18 protein-coding genes are annotated in these 18,626 nt (G+C 64.3%); 4 read left to right on the top strand and 14 right to left on the bottom strand.

Going from position 1 to position 18,626, the window contains the following annotated elements:
• Positions 1-192 precede the first annotated feature (192 nt).
• The 12 genes from JET17_RS23595 to JET17_RS23540 all read right to left on the bottom strand — a co-directional run bounded on the left by JET17_RS23595 (position 193) and on the right by JET17_RS23540 (position 10,515).
• Positions 193-1,557: a PepSY-associated TM helix domain-containing protein gene (locus JET17_RS23595; RefSeq protein WP_012316430.1), complete on the bottom strand. Its 1,365-nt coding sequence runs from the start codon at positions 1,555-1,557 to the stop codon at positions 193-195.
• Positions 1,558-1,616: 59 nt separating this feature from the next.
• On the bottom strand, positions 1,617-3,683 hold the full coding sequence (locus JET17_RS23590) for a TonB-dependent copper receptor (RefSeq protein WP_012316429.1): 2,067 nt from the start codon (positions 3,681-3,683) through the stop codon (positions 1,617-1,619).
• 65 nt (positions 3,684-3,748) lie between these two features.
• On the bottom strand, positions 3,749-4,180 hold the full coding sequence (locus JET17_RS23585; RefSeq protein WP_012316428.1) for a DUF2946 domain-containing protein: 432 nt from the start codon (positions 4,178-4,180) through the stop codon (positions 3,749-3,751).
• A gap of 26 nt (positions 4,181-4,206) precedes the next feature.
• Positions 4,207-4,686, bottom strand: coding sequence for a copper chaperone PCu(A)C (locus tag JET17_RS23580; protein WP_012316427.1), 480 nt, complete (start codon positions 4,684-4,686; stop codon positions 4,207-4,209).
• A 48-nt stretch (positions 4,687-4,734) separates the two neighbouring features.
• On the bottom strand, positions 4,735-5,124 hold the full coding sequence (locus JET17_RS23575) for a DUF2946 domain-containing protein (protein WP_012316426.1): 390 nt from the start codon (positions 5,122-5,124) through the stop codon (positions 4,735-4,737).
• Between the two features lie 193 nt (positions 5,125-5,317).
• Positions 5,318-6,172 (bottom strand): SPFH domain-containing protein, encoded by an 855-nt coding sequence (locus JET17_RS23570; protein WP_012316425.1) that lies wholly within the window; start codon positions 6,170-6,172, stop codon positions 5,318-5,320.
• A gap of 24 nt (positions 6,173-6,196) precedes the next feature.
• On the bottom strand, positions 6,197-6,634 hold the full coding sequence (locus tag JET17_RS23565; RefSeq protein WP_012316424.1) for an NfeD family protein: 438 nt from the start codon (positions 6,632-6,634) through the stop codon (positions 6,197-6,199).
• A gap of 134 nt (positions 6,635-6,768) precedes the next feature.
• The gene (gene vapC / locus JET17_RS23560; protein ID WP_012316423.1) at positions 6,769-7,179 is read right to left on the bottom strand and encodes a type II toxin-antitoxin system tRNA(fMet)-specific endonuclease VapC; all 411 of its coding nucleotides are present in this window, start codon (positions 7,177-7,179) and stop codon (positions 6,769-6,771) included.
• Positions 7,179-7,409 (bottom strand): type II toxin-antitoxin system VapB family antitoxin, encoded by a 231-nt coding sequence (vapB, locus tag JET17_RS23555; protein ID WP_012316422.1) that lies wholly within the window; start codon positions 7,407-7,409, stop codon positions 7,179-7,181. The genes vapC and vapB overlap by 1 nt, the downstream gene beginning before the upstream one ends.
• Before the next feature lie 91 nt (positions 7,410-7,500).
• Positions 7,501-8,220, bottom strand: a complete 720-nt coding sequence (locus JET17_RS23550; RefSeq protein ID WP_012316421.1) for a cobalt-precorrin-6A reductase — start codon at positions 8,218-8,220, stop codon at positions 7,501-7,503.
• Positions 8,217-9,311, bottom strand: a complete 1,095-nt coding sequence (locus tag JET17_RS23545) for a cobalt-precorrin-5B (C(1))-methyltransferase (protein ID WP_012316420.1) — start codon at positions 9,309-9,311, stop codon at positions 8,217-8,219. The genes JET17_RS23550 and JET17_RS23545 overlap by 4 nt, the downstream gene beginning before the upstream one ends.
• On the bottom strand, positions 9,304-10,515 hold the full coding sequence (locus tag JET17_RS23540) for a bifunctional cobalt-precorrin-7 (C(5))-methyltransferase/cobalt-precorrin-6B (C(15))-methyltransferase (protein WP_042111775.1): 1,212 nt from the start codon (positions 10,513-10,515) through the stop codon (positions 9,304-9,306). Before JET17_RS23540 ends, JET17_RS23545 begins: the two co-directional genes overlap by 8 nt.
• A gap of 175 nt (positions 10,516-10,690) precedes the next feature.
• On the opposite strand from JET17_RS23540, the gene cobG reads away from it, so the two are divergent.
• From cobG to cobJ, 4 genes are read left to right on the top strand one after another with little or no spacing between them, the layout of a single operon-like run.
• Positions 10,691-12,022: a precorrin-3B synthase gene (gene cobG, locus JET17_RS23535; protein WP_012316418.1), complete on the top strand. Its 1,332-nt coding sequence runs from the start codon at positions 10,691-10,693 to the stop codon at positions 12,020-12,022.
• Positions 12,015-12,641 (top strand): precorrin-8X methylmutase, encoded by a 627-nt coding sequence (locus JET17_RS23530; protein WP_012316417.1) that lies wholly within the window; start codon positions 12,015-12,017, stop codon positions 12,639-12,641. Before cobG ends, JET17_RS23530 begins: the two co-directional genes overlap by 8 nt.
• Positions 12,641-13,372 (top strand): precorrin-2 C(20)-methyltransferase, encoded by a 732-nt coding sequence (locus JET17_RS23525; protein WP_012316416.1) that lies wholly within the window; start codon positions 12,641-12,643, stop codon positions 13,370-13,372. The genes JET17_RS23530 and JET17_RS23525 overlap by 1 nt, the downstream gene beginning before the upstream one ends.
• A 2-nt stretch (positions 13,373-13,374) precedes the next feature.
• Positions 13,375-15,066 carry a precorrin-3B C(17)-methyltransferase gene (gene cobJ / locus JET17_RS23520; protein WP_012316415.1) on the top strand — a complete coding sequence of 564 codons (1,692 nt, stop codon included), beginning with the start codon at positions 13,375-13,377 and terminating at the stop codon, positions 15,064-15,066.
• 9 nt (positions 15,067-15,075) lie between these two features.
• Here the strand turns inward: cobJ and JET17_RS23515 are convergent, their stop codons facing one another.
• Both JET17_RS23515 and JET17_RS23510 read right to left on the bottom strand, forming a co-directional pair.
• A complete protein-coding gene (locus tag JET17_RS23515) occupies positions 15,076-15,672 on the bottom strand; it encodes a MarC family protein (RefSeq protein ID WP_012316414.1) in 597 nt (198 codons plus the stop codon).
• Between the two features lie 140 nt (positions 15,673-15,812).
• The gene (locus JET17_RS23510) at positions 15,813-18,584 is read right to left on the bottom strand and encodes a hybrid sensor histidine kinase/response regulator (protein ID WP_012316413.1); all 2,772 of its coding nucleotides are present in this window, start codon (positions 18,582-18,584) and stop codon (positions 15,813-15,815) included.
• Positions 18,585-18,626 lie beyond the last annotated feature (42 nt).

Genomic DNA, 18,626 nt, shown 5'->3' with positions numbered 1-18,626 from the left:
CCATTGAGGGTCAGTCTTTTTGTGAAAGCCGCGTAGGCTAACACGCGCGTCCCAAATCGGGGCGCGACAGATCGACTCGACTTTTCAGTAGCAGATGGCCGCTGTGCGGCCCTTTCGCGACACAAGGCCAACGCGGTCGTCTGTAGGAGCGGCCTTGTGTCGCGAAAGGGCTGCACAGCAGCCCCAATGGCCTCAAGTGCTGGCCAGCACCCTGCGCCTTACCACCAGGCTGTCCACCACCCACATCACGACCATCGACACCCCCACCAGCGGGAACATCACCCCTAGCACCAGCATCACCCCCACCGCTGCCTTCCAGCGCGGTAGGTCATGGCGCAGCGCTGGCACCCCCAGGCCTCCGGCCGGCCGGCGTTTCCACCACATCACCAGCCCGCTCACCGAGCCCAGCAAAATCATCAGGCACACCAGCAGAATGATGATCTGGTTCAGCACGCCGAACATCTTGCCCTCGTGCAGCATGACGCCCAGCTCGGTCGCCCGGGCCACCGGGCTGTAGTCCTGCCAGCGCACATCGGCCAGCACCTTGCCGGTGTACTGATCGACATGCAGGGTGGCGTCGTTGCGCGGGTCGTCGGCGAACACGGCGATGGTGAATACGCCATCGGCAGTGGTCGGCACGGTGATGCTGTAGCCGGGTTCCACCTCGCGCGCGTTGGCGAGGTCCTGAACCTGCTGCAGGCTCACCTGAGGTGCCGCTGGCCTGTTCGACATCATGTGGTGCCCGGCATGTTCGGCATGCGCACCGGACTGCGGCATCGGCGTGTTTTCCATGGCCCAGGGCACCGTCTGGCGGTGAGCGCTGTTCAGTTCACCGGCCTGTTGATCGGACTTGGGCACGTCATTCCACATGGCCGCCGGAAAGCGGTTCCACAGGTCGGCGTACTGTTTGCCCCACAGGCCGGTCCAGGTCATGCCGCTGAGCAGCATCAGCAGCAGCAGGGCCGAGCCCCAGAAACCGCTGACCGCGTGCAGGTCGCGCCAGAGCAGACGGCCACGCGCCGACAGCCGTGGCCACAGCACGCCACTGCCGCTGCGCCCGCGCGGCCACCACAGGTACAGGCCGGATACCACCAGCACGATGCCCCAGCCGGCTGCCAGTTCCACCAGTCGGTCACCGAGCGTACCGACCATCAGCTCGCCATGCAGGGCTCGGGCGACCGCCTGCAGGTTCTGCTTGGCATCCTGCTCGCCCAGGATCTTGCCGCTATACGGGTTGACGAACACATTCAGTTCGCGCCCACCGTCATGCACCACAAATTGCGCGCTGCGCTCGGCATCGATGGGTGGCAGATATTGGCCCACATGGCCTTTGGGGTAAGCCTGGCGCACTTCGGCCAGCATCACGTCGGCGCCCTGGCGGTGATGGCCGGCCTCGACAACCATCAGGTCACGGTACAGCAGTGGGTCCAGCTGCGGTTTGAACAGGTAGATGATCCCGGTAATCGCCAGCAGGATCATGAACGGGGCGACGAACAGCCCCGCATAGAAATGCCAGCGCCAGGCCAGGTTGTAGAAGGAAACGCGTGTTCCGCTCATGGGAACCTCCTGTTTGACCAGCTGAGGGGCGCAACCAGCGGCTGCGCCCGTTGTTGTTGTCAGAAGCTGAAATCGACCTTGGTCCAGAACGTCCTGCCCGGCTCGTTGACCGGCTGTGGATCGGAAGCCGGGTAGCCGAACCCGGCGTTCCCTGCCAGGTTCAGGTGCTCGGCGTAAACCTTGTCGAACAGGTTGTCGACGCCTGCGCTGAGCTTGAGGTTGTTGTTTACCTTGTAGGCGCCATTGAGCGAAAACACGCCGAACCCGGCGCTTGTTTCGTAGTCCTTGCCGACCACATTGCCCTGGTTTTCGGCGATGCGGTTCTGTGCAGCTACCAGCCGCCACAAGGCCCCGGCGCTCCAGGTGTCGCGGCTGTAGGTCAGGCCCATGCGGCTTTCCAGTGGTGGCATCTGCGGCAGCGCCTTGCCGTCACTGCTGTTCTTGCCCCAGGCGTAGGCCAGGGTCGCATCGGCCTTCCAGTTTTCTGTCAGCTTGTAGGCGGCGCCGAGTTCACCACCCATGATGCGGGCGTCGATGTTCTGCGCCTGGGAGGTGCTCATGCCCATCATGCCGGTACGGTAGTCGAACAGGATGTAGTCGCGGATCTGCCCGACGTAACCCGAAGCCCAGGCTTCAAGACGCTCGTCGCGGTATTGGATGCCGAAGTCGAGCTGGGTGGTCTTTTCTGGCTTGATGCCGTCGAAGGCGTTGGCGGCGCCAGAGGGCGCCAGCTTGGGCGAGAACAGCTCCCAGTAGTCGGGGAAGCGCTGGGCATGGCCAAGGCCGATGTAAGTGGTGGCCGGCACCGCCGCGAGGTCGTGCTCATAGCGCACGAAACCGCTGGGTAGGGTATCGGCGCGGGTATCACCTTCGGTAGCGCTGCCAGCCCGGAAGTCGCGGGCGGAGGCGCGATCGAGACGGGCGCCGGTGATCAGCCGGTCAACCCCTGTGGCGTACCAGGTCAGTTCACCAAAGGCCCCGTAGTTGTGGAAGTCGGCATCCTTGGTCCAGGGCTGGCCCTTGTGCGCATCAACGCCCATGCCGCCACGCTGGCGATGTTCGTTGGTCTGTGCGTCGATGCCACTGATCAGTTGCACGTCGGCCCAGCGCCAGGTGGCCTTGATGCGTGCGCCCATTGTGCGGCGGTCGACATTGCTGACCATGGGCATGCCCATCATGCCGCTGCCCGATGGGGTGCGCAGGCTGTAGTTGTCCATCACGTGGTCGGTGTAGTTGTAGTAGACCTGCGCCTCGACCTTGTCGAGCACCTCGCCGAGGTTGGACTTTTCAAAGCGCAGGCCCAGGCTTTCGCGCTTGAACTGCGAGCCGTCCATGCCACGGCCGGCATAGCGGGCCTCGCCGTCACCCTTACCGGCAGTGAGTTCGAGCAGGGTGTCCTGGTCGGGCGTCCAGCCCAGGGTCACATCGCCGTTCCATTTGTCCCAGCGCGAAGGCACGGTGTCGCCGTTGCCGTCGTGGTAGTCGTCCGAGCGCGACTGGTTGCCGACGAAGCGCGCATAAGCCTGGCTATTGCCTGCGGCGGCGTCGAGCACCTGGTCGAAGCGGCCGTTGGAGCCGGCCAGCAGGCTGGCGTTGATCCGGCTGCCGAGGGTGCCGAATTTTTCCGGTTCACGTTCGAAAAGGATGGTCCCGGCCGAGCCTCCGGGGCCCCAGATCACGCTTTGCGGGCCTTTGATAACGGTGAGGCGGTCATAGGTTTCCGGCGCGATGTAAGAGGTCGGTGCGTCCATGCGGTTCGGGCAGGCACCGAGCATCACACCGCCGTTGGTGAGGATGTTCAGGCGCGAACCGAACATGCCGCGCAGCACCGGGTCACCGTTGGTGCCACCGGCGCGGATGGCTGAAAAGCCAGGGATGGTCTTGAGGTAATCGGCGCCATCGCTGGCCGGCACGGGCTGGCGCGGGTCTTTGGGGTTGGTGACAACCGTCAGGGGCGAACTGGGCGCGATGGCGGTGATCACCGTTGGGCTCAGTTCGGGCGGCGCTTGCTCGTGCGTTTCATGGCCAGTTTCGGCGGCCAGGGCCATGGGGGCGAGCAGCGACCCGCACAACACGGCGAATGTCCCTCGCAGAGAGGGGGCGAATACAGGGGGGCAGCCGGACATAGTGATTCCAGTCGATCAGTCATGGGTGGGCGCGGAGCCTCCAGGCTCCGTGCGGCAGCAAGGGTTCAGACGCTGATCGAAGGCGGTGGCGCGCGGCTGCGTGCACCGGGGAATATGGCCTGTCGGGCATGGCCCTGCAGGGTTGCAGCAGGTATGGGGGTGACGGGCAAGGCGTGCCCGGCAACGAGTGGGCTGAAGGTCTGCGGTAATGCAGGGCAGTTGAACAGCAGGCTGCAGTAGCCGCATTTTTCCCACATCACATGCAGTTGGCCATCGTCGCCGTGGCCGTGATGCGAGTCGCTGGCGTGACTGTGTTCCGAGGACAGAGCCATGCCCATCGGCATGCTCATGCCCGCGTGATGATCCATCGGCATCGACTGGGAAATCAGCGGGCCGATAAAGATCATCCACATGGCGAACAGGCTCAGCCAGCCGCCACCGACGCGCCTGCGTTCAGGGCGGGTGGTACGGCTGCGTCTGTTGCGTGGCAGGCTCATGAAGGCGAGCGCCAGTCAGCGAAGGGTCAGTGTGCGTGTTCGTGCGGCTGGTCCGCCGGCGCCTGCTTCTGCACGGCCACGTCGACCGTGATGTCACCAGCCTTCTCGAAATGCAGGGTCAGCGGGAAGCGCTTGCCGTCGCTGAGCAGGCTGCGGTCCTTGGGCTGCATCAGCATCACATGATAGGCGCTGGGGGCGAAGACCACGTCCTTGCCGGCTGGCACTACCACATTGGGCACCTGCTGCATCTTCATGGCGCCGTTGGCACTCATCACGTGTTCGTGCAGTTGTGCGTCAGCAGTGATGGGGCTGTCTACGCTGAGCAGGCGGTCATCGACCTTGCCGTTGTTGTGCACGATGAAATAGGCGGCCACATTGGGCGCGTTCGGCGGCAGTTGCAGCGACCAGGGGTGGGCGATATGCAGGTCGCCCGCAGTGTATTCATGGGCGTTGGCGAAGGCGCCGGGCAGCAGCAGTGCGGCCACTACGAGAGCTTGCTTGAGCATGGTGTAAGTCTCCGTTCTGTTCAGGTTCAGGCAGACAGCGTGATGAACTCAGACCAGGGGAGAGGCGCGGGGATTGAGCGCGGGCCAGAGCTGGCGCGGCGTCATTTGGTAATCGGCTGGCGGTGGAACATGCGCGGCCAGCAATGTGGGCGGGTTGTGCAGCTGTGGCGGATAACCTGGCAGGGCCAGCAACGGCGTGGCACCCGAACAGCACCAGCAGTGCTGCATGTTGGAGTGATCGTCGTTCTGCGTGCCGAGGTCGATCTTGGCCAGTGCCTGGACGTCGACCTTGGCCTTGCCTGCCATGCTGGAACAGAAAGCCCCCCACAGCAGCTGCTCTGCCGGGCCCTTGGGCGCGGCGGAGGACAGCGGCATGGCCAGCAGGTTGAACAGCACTGCGAGGCAGGCTATCCAGGCGATGTGCCGACGTGGGGGCATGGAGAGATCCGGTCAGGAATCGTGGCGGGTATTGTACGGCGCAGTATAGGTAAAAATGATGGGGTGCGGTGAAGTGACGCAGGCGGGTTGATGGGGCTGCTGTGCAGCCCATCGCCGGCAAGCCGGCTCCCACGCGCAGTTAGACGGTGGGGTGCCTGGAACCGGCTTGCCGGCCATGAAGCTACTACAGCCATCAAGCCTTGTTGCGGCCCATCAAGCCACGTACGGTTTCCTGCAAATCAGCCGGCAGCACCACCACTTTGGCGTTGTTGCTGCTGGCCAGGTTCTCCATGGCGCCGACATAGCGCTCTCCCAGCAGGTACATGGCTGGCACCGTCTCGTTGCCTACCGCGTCCTTGACCAGCGAAATTGCCTTTGCCGAAGCCTCGGCAAGGTTGATTTGCGCCTCGGCATCGAGCTTGGCCGACTGCAGGCGGGCTTCGGCCTCGAGAATGGCGGCCTGCTTGGCACCTTCTGCACGGGTCACGTCGGCTTTACGTTCACGTTCGGCTGCCGCCTGGCGCTCCATTGCCAGCTGCATGTTTTCCGATGGCTTGATGTCCTGGATTTCTACCGAGCGTACGGTCACACCCCAGTCTTCGGTCTGTTCGGACATCGCCTCTCGCAGGCGTGCCTTGATCTGCTCGCGGCTGGACAGCGCTTCGTCCAGGTCCATGGCGCCGACGATTGCGCGCAACGATGTCATGGTCAGGCTGGTGACGGCAAACGAGAAATTCTGCACGCCATAGGAGGCCTTCTGTGGGTCGACCACCTTGGCGAAGCACAGGGCGTTGGCGACGATCACCGCATTGTCGCGAGTGATGATTTCCTGCTCCTGCACGTCGAGGATAATGTCCTTGGTCGGCAGGCGGTAGGCGACCACGTCCATGTAAGGGATGACGATGTTCAGGCCGGGCTTGAGCGTGCTGTGGTAGCGGCCCAGGCGCTCGACGATCCACTCCTCCCCTTGGGGTACGATGCGTACACCCTTGAAGACAGTGATCAGGACGAAAACGGCGAGTGTGCCGACGACGATGAGGCTGGTCATGATGCGAACTTCCTTTTAATGCGGTCAGGCCCGGATGACCCGGGCAGTATTGCCTTCGATGGCGACGAGACGAACACGCTCGCCTGACGGGATGTCGCTGTCAGCGACGCAGATCCATTCCTCATTGCCCAAGATCGGTTTCTGAAAGCGCACACGGCCTTTCTGAAATTGCGAAACGCTGCTGATCAGCAGCCCGACTTCGCCGATCACACTGTCTGCGGTCCAGCGCACATCCGGCTGCTTGCGCCGGAACAGCTTGAACCAGAGTGCCGTGGTGATCGAGGAGAACAGCACCCACGACAGTACCTGCATGTCCAGTTGCAGGCTGGGGGCGGCGAGGGAGATGAGCGACACCAGCACGGCACCGATGCCGAACCAGATGATGAAGAAAGTGGGCAGGACCAGTTCGAGCAGGATCAGCGCGATGCCGAAGACCAGCCAGATCCACCATTGCATTTCCATATGGTTGACGCTTTCCGGAGGGGAGGGGGGTTGAGTTTAAGACTGACGACAGGCCAACGGCCATATGAATGTATCTGGTCACAGCGCAGCGATGGTCGATAGCCACTGTCGGAATATGGAAAGGGTTACGTCTTTTACCCTGGCATGGCCAGCCAATCCTCAACCCGCAACCCCGGAACGCGCATGAACTCTCGCAGGTTGTTTGTTACCAAGGTAAGCCCCCGCGCGCGGGCATGCCCGGCAATCAACTGATCGAAAGGACCGATGGGCGTACCGGCCTTTGCCAGTTCTGAGCGAAGCTGCCCGCTGTGTTCTGCTGCATGGCTGTCATAGTCGAGTACTTCAAGACGCGCTACGAAACCCTCCACAATCGAGAGATTTCGTGCAGGAGCGGCCGATTTCTCTGCACCGTAAACAAGCTCCATCAGTGTGACGGTGCTGATTGCCAGCTGACCATGGTGGCGGTTGAACGCTTCACGAACTACCTGGGGTTTGTTCTTGATCGTGAAGATGCAGATATTCGTATCGAGCATGTACTTGAGCATTAAAACCCTTCACGTTCCTGGTCGGCAGGTTGGTCGCGGCTGGCCATGAAGTCCGGGCTCGCATCTTCGCCGTCAAACCAGCTATCCCATGATTCACCAGCGGGAGTGATGATGCGGGTTCGACCCACTGCAACAATGTCCACGCGGGTCACCTCTTCGGGAAATGCGACAGATTTCGGCAAGCGGATGGCCTGGCTACGATTGCTTTTGAAGACAGCACCTTGCTCCATGATGGGTCTCCCTGGAAGCGGCAAACTGTGACTGAAGTTTAAATTCCGCAAGGTATATGTCAATGGGATATACGTTGCCAAAGGCTGCCAGTCATAGATGCAGGGCGCTGAGCAACAGGCAGTACCGGGTGAACTCAGCATCGACCTGTGGGAGTGTGGGGCGCTTCAGAATGAGTACTGGAACCCCCAGCTCCCGCGCCACCTCAAGCTTGGGCTCGGTCGCCACGCTGCCGCTGTTCTTGCTGACCAGCACATCGATATCGCGCCGTGCGAACAGCACCCGCTCATCGTCAAGGTGAAACGGCCCCCGCGCACCGATCACTTCGCAGCGATCATTACCAGGGCAGGCCTGCAACGCCCTGAGGGTCCAGAACTGCTCTGGCGGAATCTCGTCCAGATGCTGCAGCGGCTCGCGCCCCAACGTGAACAGCGGCCTGCGGAACGGCTTGAGCGCTTCGATCAGCCCGGCCCAGTCTTGCACTTCTCGCCAATCGTCACCCTCCTGGGCCTGCCATGCCGGGCGCCGCAAGGCCCAGCACGGGATGCCCACGGCCCGTGCGGCGGCGGCAGCATTGTGGCTGATCTGCGCGGCATAGGGGTGGGTGGCGTCTATCAGCAGGGTGATACCCGCCTCGCGCAGGTAGGCGGCCAGGCCTTCGGCCCCGCCATAGCCGCCGACCCGCACCTGGCAGGCCAGGCCCTGCGGCACCCGGCCGATGCCAGCCAGGCTGTAGACATGCTCCGGGCCAAGCTGACGGGCGATGGCCAGTGCCTCGGTGACACCGCCCAGCAGCAGGATGCGCCGGTTCATTGCATACCTGCCTTGCCGACGATGCCGCCCTGGCGGTCGATGGCGAACACTTCCACCTGCACCTGTGCGGGCACCACGCTGCGGGCGAACGCCAGGGCATGGGCGCAGACCGCGTCGCCCAGGGCGATGCCGGCCGCGTGTGCCAGGGCCAGGGCTTGCTGGCTGGTGTTGGCGGCCATGATCGCTGCCTGCAGGTCGGCATCGGCGCCGATGTCCGCTGCCCAGCCGGCCAGTTGCGGCAGGTCGATGCTCGAGTGGCGGCTGTGAAGGTCCATGTGCCCGGCGGCCAGCTTGCTGATCTTGCCAAAGCCACCGCACAGTGACAGGCGTGGCACCGGCACCTTGCGCAGGTGCTTGAGCACCGCGCCGACAAAGTCGCCCATTTCGATCAGGGCAATTTCCGGGAGGCCGTAGACGCGGCGCATGGTGTCTTCGCTGGCATTGCCGGTGCAGGCGGCAATATGGGTATAGCCATTGGTGTGGGCGACATCGATGCCCTGGTGGATGGAGGCGATGTAGGCCGCGCAGGAGAAAGGCCGCACGATGCCGCTGGTACCAAGAATCGACAGCCCGCCGAGGATGCCCAGGCGCGGGTTCATGGTCTTGAGTGCCAGTTGCTCGCCGCCCTTTACGTTGACCGTGACCTCGAAGCCGCCGCGGTAGGCGCAGTCGTCGGCCAGTTGTTGCAGGTGTTCACTGATCATGCGTCGCGGTACCGGGTTGATCGCCGGCTCGCCCACGGCGAGTACCAGCCCGGGGCGGGTGACCGTGCCGACACCCACGCCCGCGACAAAGCGTATGCCCGGCTCGTCCTGCAAACGCACCTGGCTGTAGAGCAGCGCGCCATGGGTGACATCGGGGTCGTCGCCAGCATCCTTGAGTGTGCCGGCTTCGGCGCGCTCGTCCTCGCGGCGGCAGAATTCCAGGCGCATCTGCACCACCTTGCCCTTGGGCAAGGTGATGCTCACGGCGTCAGTGCTCACACCGGTGAGCAGCAGGCGCGCTGCCGCCAGGCTGGTGGCAGTGGCGCAGCTGCCAGTGGTCAGGCCGCTGCGCAGTGGCGCCGGCTGTTCGCGGGTTTCTTCACGCATCGTGAGGCTTCACCACGTCGAGCAAGGTGATCGGCAATGCCTGGCGCCAAGTGTCGAAGGCGCCCAATGGCTGGGCCTGGGCGACATGGATACGCGTCAGTTCACCGCCATGCTGTTGGCGAAAGTGCGCCAGTGCCAGTTCGCTTTGCAGGGTCACGGCATTGGCCACCAATCGCCCTCCGGGGCGGAGCCGCTCCCAACACAACGGCAACACGCCTTCACGGGTGACGCCACCGCCGATGAAGATCGCATCCGGGCGCTCCAGCTCGGCCAAGGCCTGCGGTGCTTTGCCGCGCACCAGTTGCAGGCCGGGAACGCCAAGGGCATCACGGTTGTACTCGATGAAGCCCTGGCGGCCCTCGTCGGCTTCGATTGCCAGTGTTCGGCAGGCGGGGTGGGCGCGCATCCACTCGATGCCGATCGAGCCACAGCCTGCGCCCACGTCCCACAGCAACTCGCCTGGTTGGGGGGCCAGACGGGCCAGGGTGATGGCCCGTACGTCACGTTTGGTCAGCTGGCCGTCATGACGGAAAGCATCGTCCGGCAGGCCGGCTGCGCGTGACAGTCGCGGAGCGTCGGCATTGGCCTGGCACTCGATGGCAACCAGGTTCAGCGCGGCGACCTGAGGCTGGGCCCAGTCATCGGCGATGCCCGCCAAGTGGCGTTCGGCAGGGCCGCCGAGGTGCTCGAACACCTGCAGGCGGCTTTGCCCGAAACCGCGCTCGCGCAGCAGGGCGGCAATGGCTGCCGGGCTATCACCGTCGTTGCTCAGCACCAGCAGGCGCATGCCGCTGTAAAGGTGGGCGTTGAGAGAGGCCAGGGGGCGTGCGACCAAAGACACCACCTGCACGTCCTGCAGCGGCCAGCCAAGGCGGGCGGCGGCCAAGGCGCAGGAGGAGGGCATCGACAGTACCTGCAGCTCTTGGGCCGGCACCTGCCGCGCCAGGCTGGCGCCGACGCCGTAGAACATGGGGTCGCCGCTGGCCAGCACGCACACCTGCTCACCGCGCCGAGCCAGTACCGGGGCGAGCGAGAACGGGCTCGGCCAATGTTCGCGGGCGGCGCTTACGCAACGCGGCAGCAGGGCCAGCTGACGTGGGCTGCCGATGATCCGCGAAGCGCCGAGCAGGGCGCGTCGGGCCTGCTTGCCCAGGCCGCTGAAGCCGTCTTCGCCGATGCCTACTACTGTCAGCCAGGGTGTCATGTGTTTCTGATCCGCCATTTTTGGGGGCGCGTCGCCCCGCCTCAGCCGGCAAAGGGGGCGACGCGGTGGTGAATTTCTGTTCAATCGCCAGCGAAGCTCGACCACCGGCTTTTCATGCCGCCGGACAAAGCAGGCATAATACCGCGCCTTCTACACTCAAGCGCATTTTCAGCGATTGCCGGACGTCCCTTTGAAGCAGGTCCATACCCCACCCGTATCGCCCCGTCCCTCGGCTTGCCCGGGGTTGTGGCGCATCGTCAGCGCCCTTGATGGCGGTATCTGCCGAATCAAGCTGCCCGGTGGGCTGTTGCTGGCCGATCAGGCCGATGCCGTGGCGGCGGCTGCCGAGCGTTTCGCCGGTGGCGTGATCGAGGCGACCAACCGCGGCAACCTGCAGATCCGTGGCATTGGCGACGATCACGCCGGCCTGATCGAAAGCCTGCTGGCAGCAGGCCTGGGCCCACGCGACGCTGCCAGTGACGATGTGCGCAACCTGATGCTCAGCCCCTTGGCCGGGCACGACCCCTTGATGGTGCTGGATGTTCGTCCCCTGGCCGAACACATCCTCGACATGCTGCAAGGCACACCGCGCTTTCACCAGTTATCGGCCAAGTTCGCGGTGCAACTGGACGGCGGCGAAGGCCTGGCGATGCTCGAGCACCCACACGATCTGTGGCTTTCAGCATTACGACTCGAGCAACGCACCTGGCTGGCGTTCGGCCTGGCCGGTTGCCCGGCTGACGGCCAGGTGCTGGGCGCGGTGCCGGTGGAGCAGGGGCTGGCGCTGGTGCGCGCAGTGCTTGAGCGCTTCCTCGACCTGGCCAGCCCGGACCAGGCGCGCATGCGCCAGTTGCTTGAAAACTGCTCAGTGGAGCGATTCATCGAGGGGCTAGGGCTGGCGATCCGCCGGGATGATGCCGTCCTCGATTGGCGCCGCAAAGCGGGCAACAGCCCATGGCTGGGTGCCGTTGAGCAGCTGCAGGGCATGGCCCTGGGCGTTGCCCCGCCGCTTGGCAGGCTCAGCGCCGACATGCTGCGCGGTGCGGCGCGAATCGCACGTGAACACGGCGATGGCAGCCTGCGCCTGAGCCCCTGGCAGAGCCTGATGCTGACCTCTGTGGCTGGCGTGAGCATCGCCCCGGCGCAACGTGAGTTGTCGGCCCTGGGCCTGCTCTGCCACAGCCACGAGCCCTTGGCCCGCATGGTTGCCTGCACCGGCGCCAGCGGCTGCGCCAAGGCGCACGGCGAAACCAAGGCCGATGCCGTGGCTCTGGCAGCCCTGTTGCCCGCTGGCGCCCCTGCCAGTGTGCACCTGTCTGGTTGCCCCCGATCCTGCGCCGTGGCCCATGTCGCCCCGGCCACACTGCTGGCCCGCTCGCCGGGCCGCTATGACCTCTATTTGCGTGACGCGCGCCTGCCGGGCTTTGGTGCCCTGCGCGCCGCCAACCTCACCTTGAACGAAGCAGGCGCCATGCTCGACCTGCCGACGGAGCACCTTGATGATTGATTACATCCGCGATGGTCAGGAGATCTATCGCAATTCCTTCCGGATCATCCGTGAGGAGGCCCGGCTCGAGCGGATCCCCGCAGACCTCGAGAAGCTCGCCGTACGTGTGATCCATGCCTGTGGCATGGTCGAGGCCATCGACGGCCTGCAGTTCTCCGAAGGTGCCGGCCGCGCGGGGCGCGAGGCCCTGGCCAACGGCGCGCCGATCCTCTGCGATGCACACATGGTCGCCGAAGGCATCACCCGTGCACGCCTGCCCGCCGATAACAAGGTGATCTGCACCCTGCGCGACCCGAGTGTTCCGGCCCTGGCCAAAGATGCCGGCAATACCCGCTCGGCTGTGGCTCTGGAGCTGTGGCGGCCCTATCTGGAGGGTAGCGTGGTGGTGATCGGCAACGCGCCGACCGCTCTGTTCTACTTGCTGGAAATGATCGATGCCGGTGCACCAAAGCCTGCGCTGATCCTCGGTTTCCCGGTTGGCTTCGTCGGTGCGGCGGAGTCCAAGGCCATGCTTGCCGCAGACAGCCGGGGCATCCCGTTCGTGATCATGCAGGGCCGCCTGGGCGGTAGTGCGATGGCTGCTGCCGCGGTCAATGCCCTCGCCACGGAGGTGGAATGATGGCGCCGCGTGGACGTCTGCTGGGCCTGGGCGTAGGCCCTGGCGACCCTGAGCTGATTACGCTCAAGGCCCTGCGCTTGCTGCGCGAGGCCCCGGTGGTCGCCTACTTCGTGGCCAAGGGCAAGCGTGGCAATGCCTTCGGCATCATCGAGTCGCATCTGCAGCCAGCGCAAACGCTGCTGCCGCTGGTCTATCCGGTGACCACCGAGGCGTTGCCGGCGCCGTTGTCGTACGAGCAGGTCATCAGCGATTTTTATGACGAGGCCAGCGTGCAGGTGGCCGAGCACCTCGATGCCGGCCGCGATGTCGCGGTGATCTGTGAGGGCGACCCGTTCTTTTACGGCTCCTACATGTACCTGCATGACCGTCTGGCGCAGCGCTATGACGCGCAAGTGATCCCTGGTGTCTGCTCGATGCTGGGAGGCGCGTCGGTACTGGGTGCCCCCCTGGTTTACCGCAACCAGAGCCTGTCGGTGCTGTCGGGCGTGCTGCCGGCCGAAGAACTCAAGCGGCGCCTGGCCGATGCCGATGCGGCAGTGATCATGAAGCTGGGCCGCAACTTCCCCAAAGTGCGCCAGGTGCTGGGCGAACTGGGCCTGGACAGGCGTGCGCTATACGTTGAGCGGGCGACCATGGCAAATCAGAAAATCGTCGCGCTGGACCAGGTGGACCCACAGTCATCACCGTACTTCTCGCTGATCATCGTGCCGGGTGAAAAATGGCAGGGATGAGCATGCACAAGGCACCGGCAATCATCGTGCTCGGCGCTGGCAGCGTGGCCACCGCGCGGCGCATTCAGCAGCATTATCCACAGGCGACGATCCATGGCCTGAGCGGCCGGGTCGAGCTGGCCGACCAGTATTACGAGGCATTTGGCGACACGCTGCGCGCCCTTTATCTGCAAGACACGCCGATCATAGCCCTGTGTGCGGCGGGTATCGTCATCCGTAGCCTGGCCAGCCTGCTTTGCGAGAAAGGCGCAGAGCCGCCGGTGCTGGCGGTTGCCGAGGACGGCAGTGCGGTAGTGCCGCTGCTTGGCGGGCTGAGCGGCGTCAATGTCATGGCTCGCGAGATCGGTGAGGCGCTGGGCGTGGCGGCGGCGATCACCACCAGCGGCGAGCTGCGTTTCGGCACCTGCCTGTTGAACCCACCCGAGGGCTACGCCCTGGCGGATATCGAACAGGGCAAGCGTTTCGTCTCCGATCTGTTGGCGGGGGAGGCCGTACGTATCGAGGGCGATGCGCCTTGGCTGGCTCAGGCCCAATTGCCGGCCAGTGAAGCCGCCCAGCGCACCATTCATGTGGGATGCACTGCGCGCCCGGCCAGCCGTGACGAGTTGCTGATCCACCCTCGTTCGGTGGTGGTTGTGGTGGATGCGGGCGGTCCTGATCTGGTTGAACGCGTCAGCGATGCCCTGCGTGAAGCGGGCATCGCCGAGCAGTCACTGGCGTGCCTGCTGGTTGCCGAACAGGCCATGGCCGAACCGTCCTTGCAGGCAGCGGCCAAGGTGCTGGGTGTCGCACTGCGTTTTGCTGCCAAAGAAAGCACTCTTGTCAGCATGGCCGCCGAAGCACTGCCGGATGCGCGTCTGATCGAGCAGACGGGCCTGGTCATTGCGCTGTCACCAGTGCCTGTCAAGGTCAACCACCTGGGCCGCAGGCGTGGTCGCTTGGCCGTCATCGGCCTTGGCCCTGGCGCCGCCGAGTTGATGGTGCCGGCGGTCAAAGCCGAGCTGGCGCGCGCCGAGGATATTCTCGGTTACGAAACCTACGTGCGCATGGCCGGGCCGTTCCGCGACGACCAGGTGCAACATTGCACCGACAATCGTGAAGAAATGCAGCGCGCGCGTCATGCTTTCGAGCTCGCCGCACAAGGACGCTCGGTGGTGGTGGTTTCTTCGGGTGACCCGGGGGTATTCGCCATGGCTGCAGCCGTGCTGGAAGCGCTGCACGGGTCCACTGACCCCGCTTGGCATCGTGTCGAGCTGGAAATCCTGCCGGGGGTTTCGGCCTCGCTGGCCACTGCCGCTCAAGCGGGCGCGCCGCTGGGGCATGACTTCTGCGTGATGTCGCTATCGGACAACCTCAAACCGTGGTCGACCATTGAGCATCGGCTGGACCTGGCGGCCCAGGCCGACCTGGTGCTGGCCTTCTACAACCCGATCTCGCGTTCGCGCCCCTGGCAGCTTGGGCGCGCGCTGGAGATCGTGCGCCAGCACCGGGATGGTAATACACCCGTGGTGCTTGGGCGTGACATCGGCAGGCCGGGGCAGACGCTCAGGGTGGTCACCCTCGCCGAGCTGACGCCAGAGATGGTCGACATGCGTACCATGGTCCTGGTCGGTTCTTCCACGACCTGCACCTTTGCCCGTGCCGAGGGTGGGCAGTGGGTCTATACCCCGCGCTGGTATCCTGTTGCGCCCTGAGTCGCAGGGCTAGCCGACCAGGTAGCCCCTGATGCCGGTGAAGATGATCTGCGCCGCCAAGGCGCAGACAAACAGCCCCATCAGGCGGCTGACGATCTGCAGGCCTTGATCGCCGAGAATGCGCTCGATCCCGTGCGACAGATACAGCACCAGGCCCACGGTGAAGCTGGCCAGCGCGATACTGACGATGGCCAGCAACTTGTCGTCCCAGTGCGGCTGGCTGACGCCCATCACCAGCAGGGCGCCGATGGTGCCCGGGCCTACGGTGAGCGGGATGGTCAGCGGTACGATGGTCACGTCCTGCTGCACGTTGTCGGCCTGCACGGCCGGTTTGCCCTGGGCCATGCCTAAGGCAGAGATGAACAGCACGCTGCCGGCGCCGATGCGGAAGGCATCGGCCGTGATGCCGAAGATGCCGAAGATCGCCCGCCCGAAAAGGTACAGCAACACGCTGGCGACCAATGCGGCGAAGGCAACCTTCCAGGCCAGCTGTTTGCGCTCCTTGCTGGAGTGGCCACGGGTCAGGCTGATGAAGCACGACAGCACGAAGAACGGGCTGTAGAGCACCAGCATCTTCAGGTAGACACTGAACAACTCATGAAGCATGAGGGTGAGTCCTTTGTAGGAGCGGCCTTGTGTCGCGAAAGGGCTGCGCAGCAGCCCCCGTTCCGTGTGGTGCTGCTGAAATTCTGGGGCTGCTGCGCAGCCCTTCGCGACACAAGGCCGCTCCTACAGCGCTTAATCGGCTACGAAGTATGCAGCGGATCGGTCTTGGCTTCCCGCTGGTTTGCCCAATACTGGATCAACTCGCGCAATTGCGACAGCTCCACCGGCTTGGCCATGTGCCCATCCATGCCGGCCAGCCGCGCGCGCTCTTTGTGTTCGGCCAGGATGTGCGCGGTCAGTGCCACCACCGGGGTGCGCTGGCGCTGGTTGGCGACTTCCCAGGCACGCAGTTGCTGGGTGGCAGAGAAGCCGTCCAGCACCGGCATTTCACAATCCATCAGCACCAGGTCATAACGCTGGGCCTTCATGGCTTGCAGGGCTTCCTCGCCATTGCTGGCGGTGTCCGGTTCGAGGTTGAGTTTGCCCAGCATGCCGCGGATCACCTTGGTCGAGATGCTGTTGTCCTCGGCGACCAGCACGCGAAAGTCGCCCGGCAGCTCGTGGGTGGGCGGTGTGCCTGGCAAGGGCATCGGCACGGTTTGTTCGCGGCCGCGCTGGGCCAGCTCTTCGGCCAGGGTGGTCTTGAGCGTGTAGCCGGCCACCGGTTTGGCCAGGATGCGCTTGACCCCGGCATTGCGGGCAATGACCTTGCTCGGTGCGTTGCTGATACCGGTGAGCATCACCACGAGGATGTCGTGGTTCAGGCTTGGGTCTTCCTTGATCTTGGCCGCCAGTTGCATGCCGGTCATGCCCGGCATGTTCTGGTCCAGCAAGACCGCATCGAAATAGTCACGCAGGTGCGCCTTGGTCCGTAGCAGGGCCAGGGCCTCCTTGCCCGAGGGTACGGCACTCACGTTCATGCCCCAGGCGCTGCACTGCTGCACCAGCACCTTGCGACAGGTGTCGTTGTCGTCCACCACCAGCACCCGGGCGTCGCGCAATGGGCTGTCGAGGTCGGCCAAGGGTTGCTCCAGGCGAGAGGGGTCGAGCGGCAGGGTCAGCCACAGGGTGTTGCCCATGCTGGTGCTGCTCTTGATGCCGAATTCGCCTTGCATAAGGCCGATCAGCTGCTTGGCGATGATCAGCCCAAGGTGGCCGCCAAGCTTGTTGCTGGAAAGGAAGTGATGGCTGTGCAGCTCTGCCTGCAGCAGGGCTTCGCGCTCGGCCGCAGGCAGCGGCTCGCCGCTGTCCTGCACGGCGATACGCAGGCGCGGCACCTCGCCGCGCTGGTCCAGTGCAACGACCAGGAGGATTTCGCCCTGGTCGGTGTTTTTCAGGGCGTTTTCCAGCAGGCTGGAGAGAGCCTGGCGCAGGCGCGTAGGGTCACCGCTAATGACCCGTGGCACTTGCGGCTGGGTGAAGCTGATCAGCTCGATGTTCTGTTGTTCGGCCTTGGCGCGGAAGATATTCAGGCAATCTTCGATCAGGGCATTGAGGTCGAATTGCACATCGTCCAGTTCGATCTGCCGCGACTCGAGCTTGGAAATGTCGAGAATCTCGTTGATCAGTGTGAGCAGTTCGTTGCCGGCGCTGTGGATGGTCTGCACGTAGTCACGCTGCTTGACCGACAGCGGCGTGCCCAGCAGCAGTTCGGTCATGCCCAGCACGCCGTTCATGGGTGTGCGAATTTCATGGCTGATCTTGGCCAGGAACTCGGCCTTGGCATTGATTTCGGCATCACTGGCCGCCAGTGCGCGGCTGGCGCTGAAGCGCTCTTCGCTCATCCGCCGCAGGCGCTCGCTGACCGCAAGGTTGAGCAGCAGGCCGCTGGCCACCGTCAAACCGAGCAGAATGCACAGCAGCCAAGGCGTCGAGGTGCGGGTCAGACCGAGCAGGGCCGGCAGCAGCACCAGCCCGCCCAGGTTGAACACCACCATGGCCAGGCTGAACAGGCGTGCCGGCGCATAACCTTTGTACCAGTGGTAGCTGCTGACCAGCAGCATGCTCACACTGCCCAGGGCCAGCAGGGCGTAGGTCATCAGGTTGAGTGGAAGGGTATCCACGAACAGCAGGATCAGGCCGCTGACTCCGGCCACCAGCATTTCGCCTTGCAACAAGCGATTGAGCTGCGGGGAACTGCAGCGCGAGAAGAAGTGCTGGGTGAAATAGAGCCCCGCGAGGCCCGCCAGCACCAGGGTCAGATAGGCGGCCGGGGTTTGCGCACTGTGCCACAGGTGCCACCAGGGGCCGCTGAGGTTGAGCAGGATCAGGCCGCTGAGCAGCATCAGCCCGTGGTACAGCGCAAGGATCAGGGTGGTGCTGGAGCGGGTGTACAGAAAGCGGATCAGGTTGTGCAGGATGAGCATGACCAGGCCGCCGAAGAGCATGCCGAACAGCAACGGCTGGCCATGGTTTGAAGCGGCGACTGCCGCAGGCTCCAGGCTGATGGCCGGGCGCAGTTGATGCTCGGAAACCAGGCGCAGGTAGATGTCCACCGCTTTCGGGCTGTTTGGCAAGGGCAAAACGTGATCGCTGCCGCGCAGGGTCGGGCTGGCGTTGCCGGCCTGGCGCCCGTGGTGCAGCTGGCGTAGCAGCCTGTCTCCGTCGAGGGCGTAGAGGTCCAGACGCGAAAGGTCCGGGGCAAAGACCCGCAGCAGTTGCTCCTGGTCACCTGGTTCGAGGCGATAGTGTAGCCACAGGGCCTGTTGCGACGGCGCGGCATCTAGGTCGCTCAGGGTAGTAGGGCTGAACTGGTTGCGATAGCGATCCGAGCGGACGTCGCTCAATTGCAGGTTGGCTTGTACGTCGAGCAAAACGGACCAGCCTCCGCCTTGGTCGGCCGAAGCCGGGAGCAGGCAGAGCAGGGTCAGCAAGCTGACGATCAGAGCTGTGGCAATCCGAAGCCGACGCACTACGAGATCCCTTCCTAGCTGATGTGCCGTGTAGTAACTATG

The sequence above is a fragment of the Pseudomonas putida genome (assembly GCF_016406145.1).
Lineage (GTDB): Bacteria > Pseudomonadota > Gammaproteobacteria > Pseudomonadales > Pseudomonadaceae > Aquipseudomonas > Aquipseudomonas putida_E.
Note: the sequence above shows the minus strand (reverse complement) of the source record. Positions and strands in the feature narration are given on the sequence as shown.

Excerpts from the sequence above, each read along its gene's own strand:
- JET17_RS23595 (WP_012316430.1), bottom strand. The coding sequence starts at position 1,557 with ATGAGCGGAACACGCGTTTCCTTCTACAACCTGGCCTGGCGCTGGCAT.
- JET17_RS23590 (WP_012316429.1), bottom strand. The coding sequence starts at position 3,683 with ATGTCCGGCTGCCCCCCTGTATTCGCCCCCTCTCTGCGAGGGACATTC.
- JET17_RS23585 (WP_012316428.1), bottom strand. The coding sequence starts at position 4,180 with ATGAGCCTGCCACGCAACAGACGCAGCCGTACCACCCGCCCTGAACGC.
- JET17_RS23580 (WP_012316427.1), bottom strand. The coding sequence starts at position 4,686 with ATGCTCAAGCAAGCTCTCGTAGTGGCCGCACTGCTGCTGCCCGGCGCC.
- JET17_RS23575 (WP_012316426.1), bottom strand. The coding sequence starts at position 5,124 with ATGCCCCCACGTCGGCACATCGCCTGGATAGCCTGCCTCGCAGTGCTG.
- JET17_RS23570 (WP_012316425.1), bottom strand. The coding sequence starts at position 6,172 with ATGACCAGCCTCATCGTCGTCGGCACACTCGCCGTTTTCGTCCTGATC.
- JET17_RS23565 (WP_012316424.1), bottom strand. The coding sequence starts at position 6,634 with ATGGAAATGCAATGGTGGATCTGGCTGGTCTTCGGCATCGCGCTGATC.
- vapC (WP_012316423.1), bottom strand. The coding sequence starts at position 7,179 with ATGCTCAAGTACATGCTCGATACGAATATCTGCATCTTCACGATCAAG.
- vapB (WP_012316422.1), bottom strand. The coding sequence starts at position 7,409 with ATGGAGCAAGGTGCTGTCTTCAAAAGCAATCGTAGCCAGGCCATCCGC.
- JET17_RS23550 (WP_012316421.1), bottom strand. The coding sequence starts at position 8,220 with ATGAACCGGCGCATCCTGCTGCTGGGCGGTGTCACCGAGGCACTGGCC.
- JET17_RS23545 (WP_012316420.1), bottom strand. The coding sequence starts at position 9,311 with ATGCGTGAAGAAACCCGCGAACAGCCGGCGCCACTGCGCAGCGGCCTG.
- JET17_RS23540 (WP_042111775.1), bottom strand. The coding sequence starts at position 10,515 with ATGACACCCTGGCTGACAGTAGTAGGCATCGGCGAAGACGGCTTCAGC.
- JET17_RS23530 (WP_012316417.1), top strand. The coding sequence starts at position 12,015 with ATGATTGATTACATCCGCGATGGTCAGGAGATCTATCGCAATTCCTTC.
- JET17_RS23525 (WP_012316416.1), top strand. The coding sequence starts at position 12,641 with ATGGCGCCGCGTGGACGTCTGCTGGGCCTGGGCGTAGGCCCTGGCGAC.
- cobJ (WP_012316415.1), top strand. The coding sequence starts at position 13,375 with ATGCACAAGGCACCGGCAATCATCGTGCTCGGCGCTGGCAGCGTGGCC.
- JET17_RS23515 (WP_012316414.1), bottom strand. The coding sequence starts at position 15,672 with ATGCTTCATGAGTTGTTCAGTGTCTACCTGAAGATGCTGGTGCTCTAC.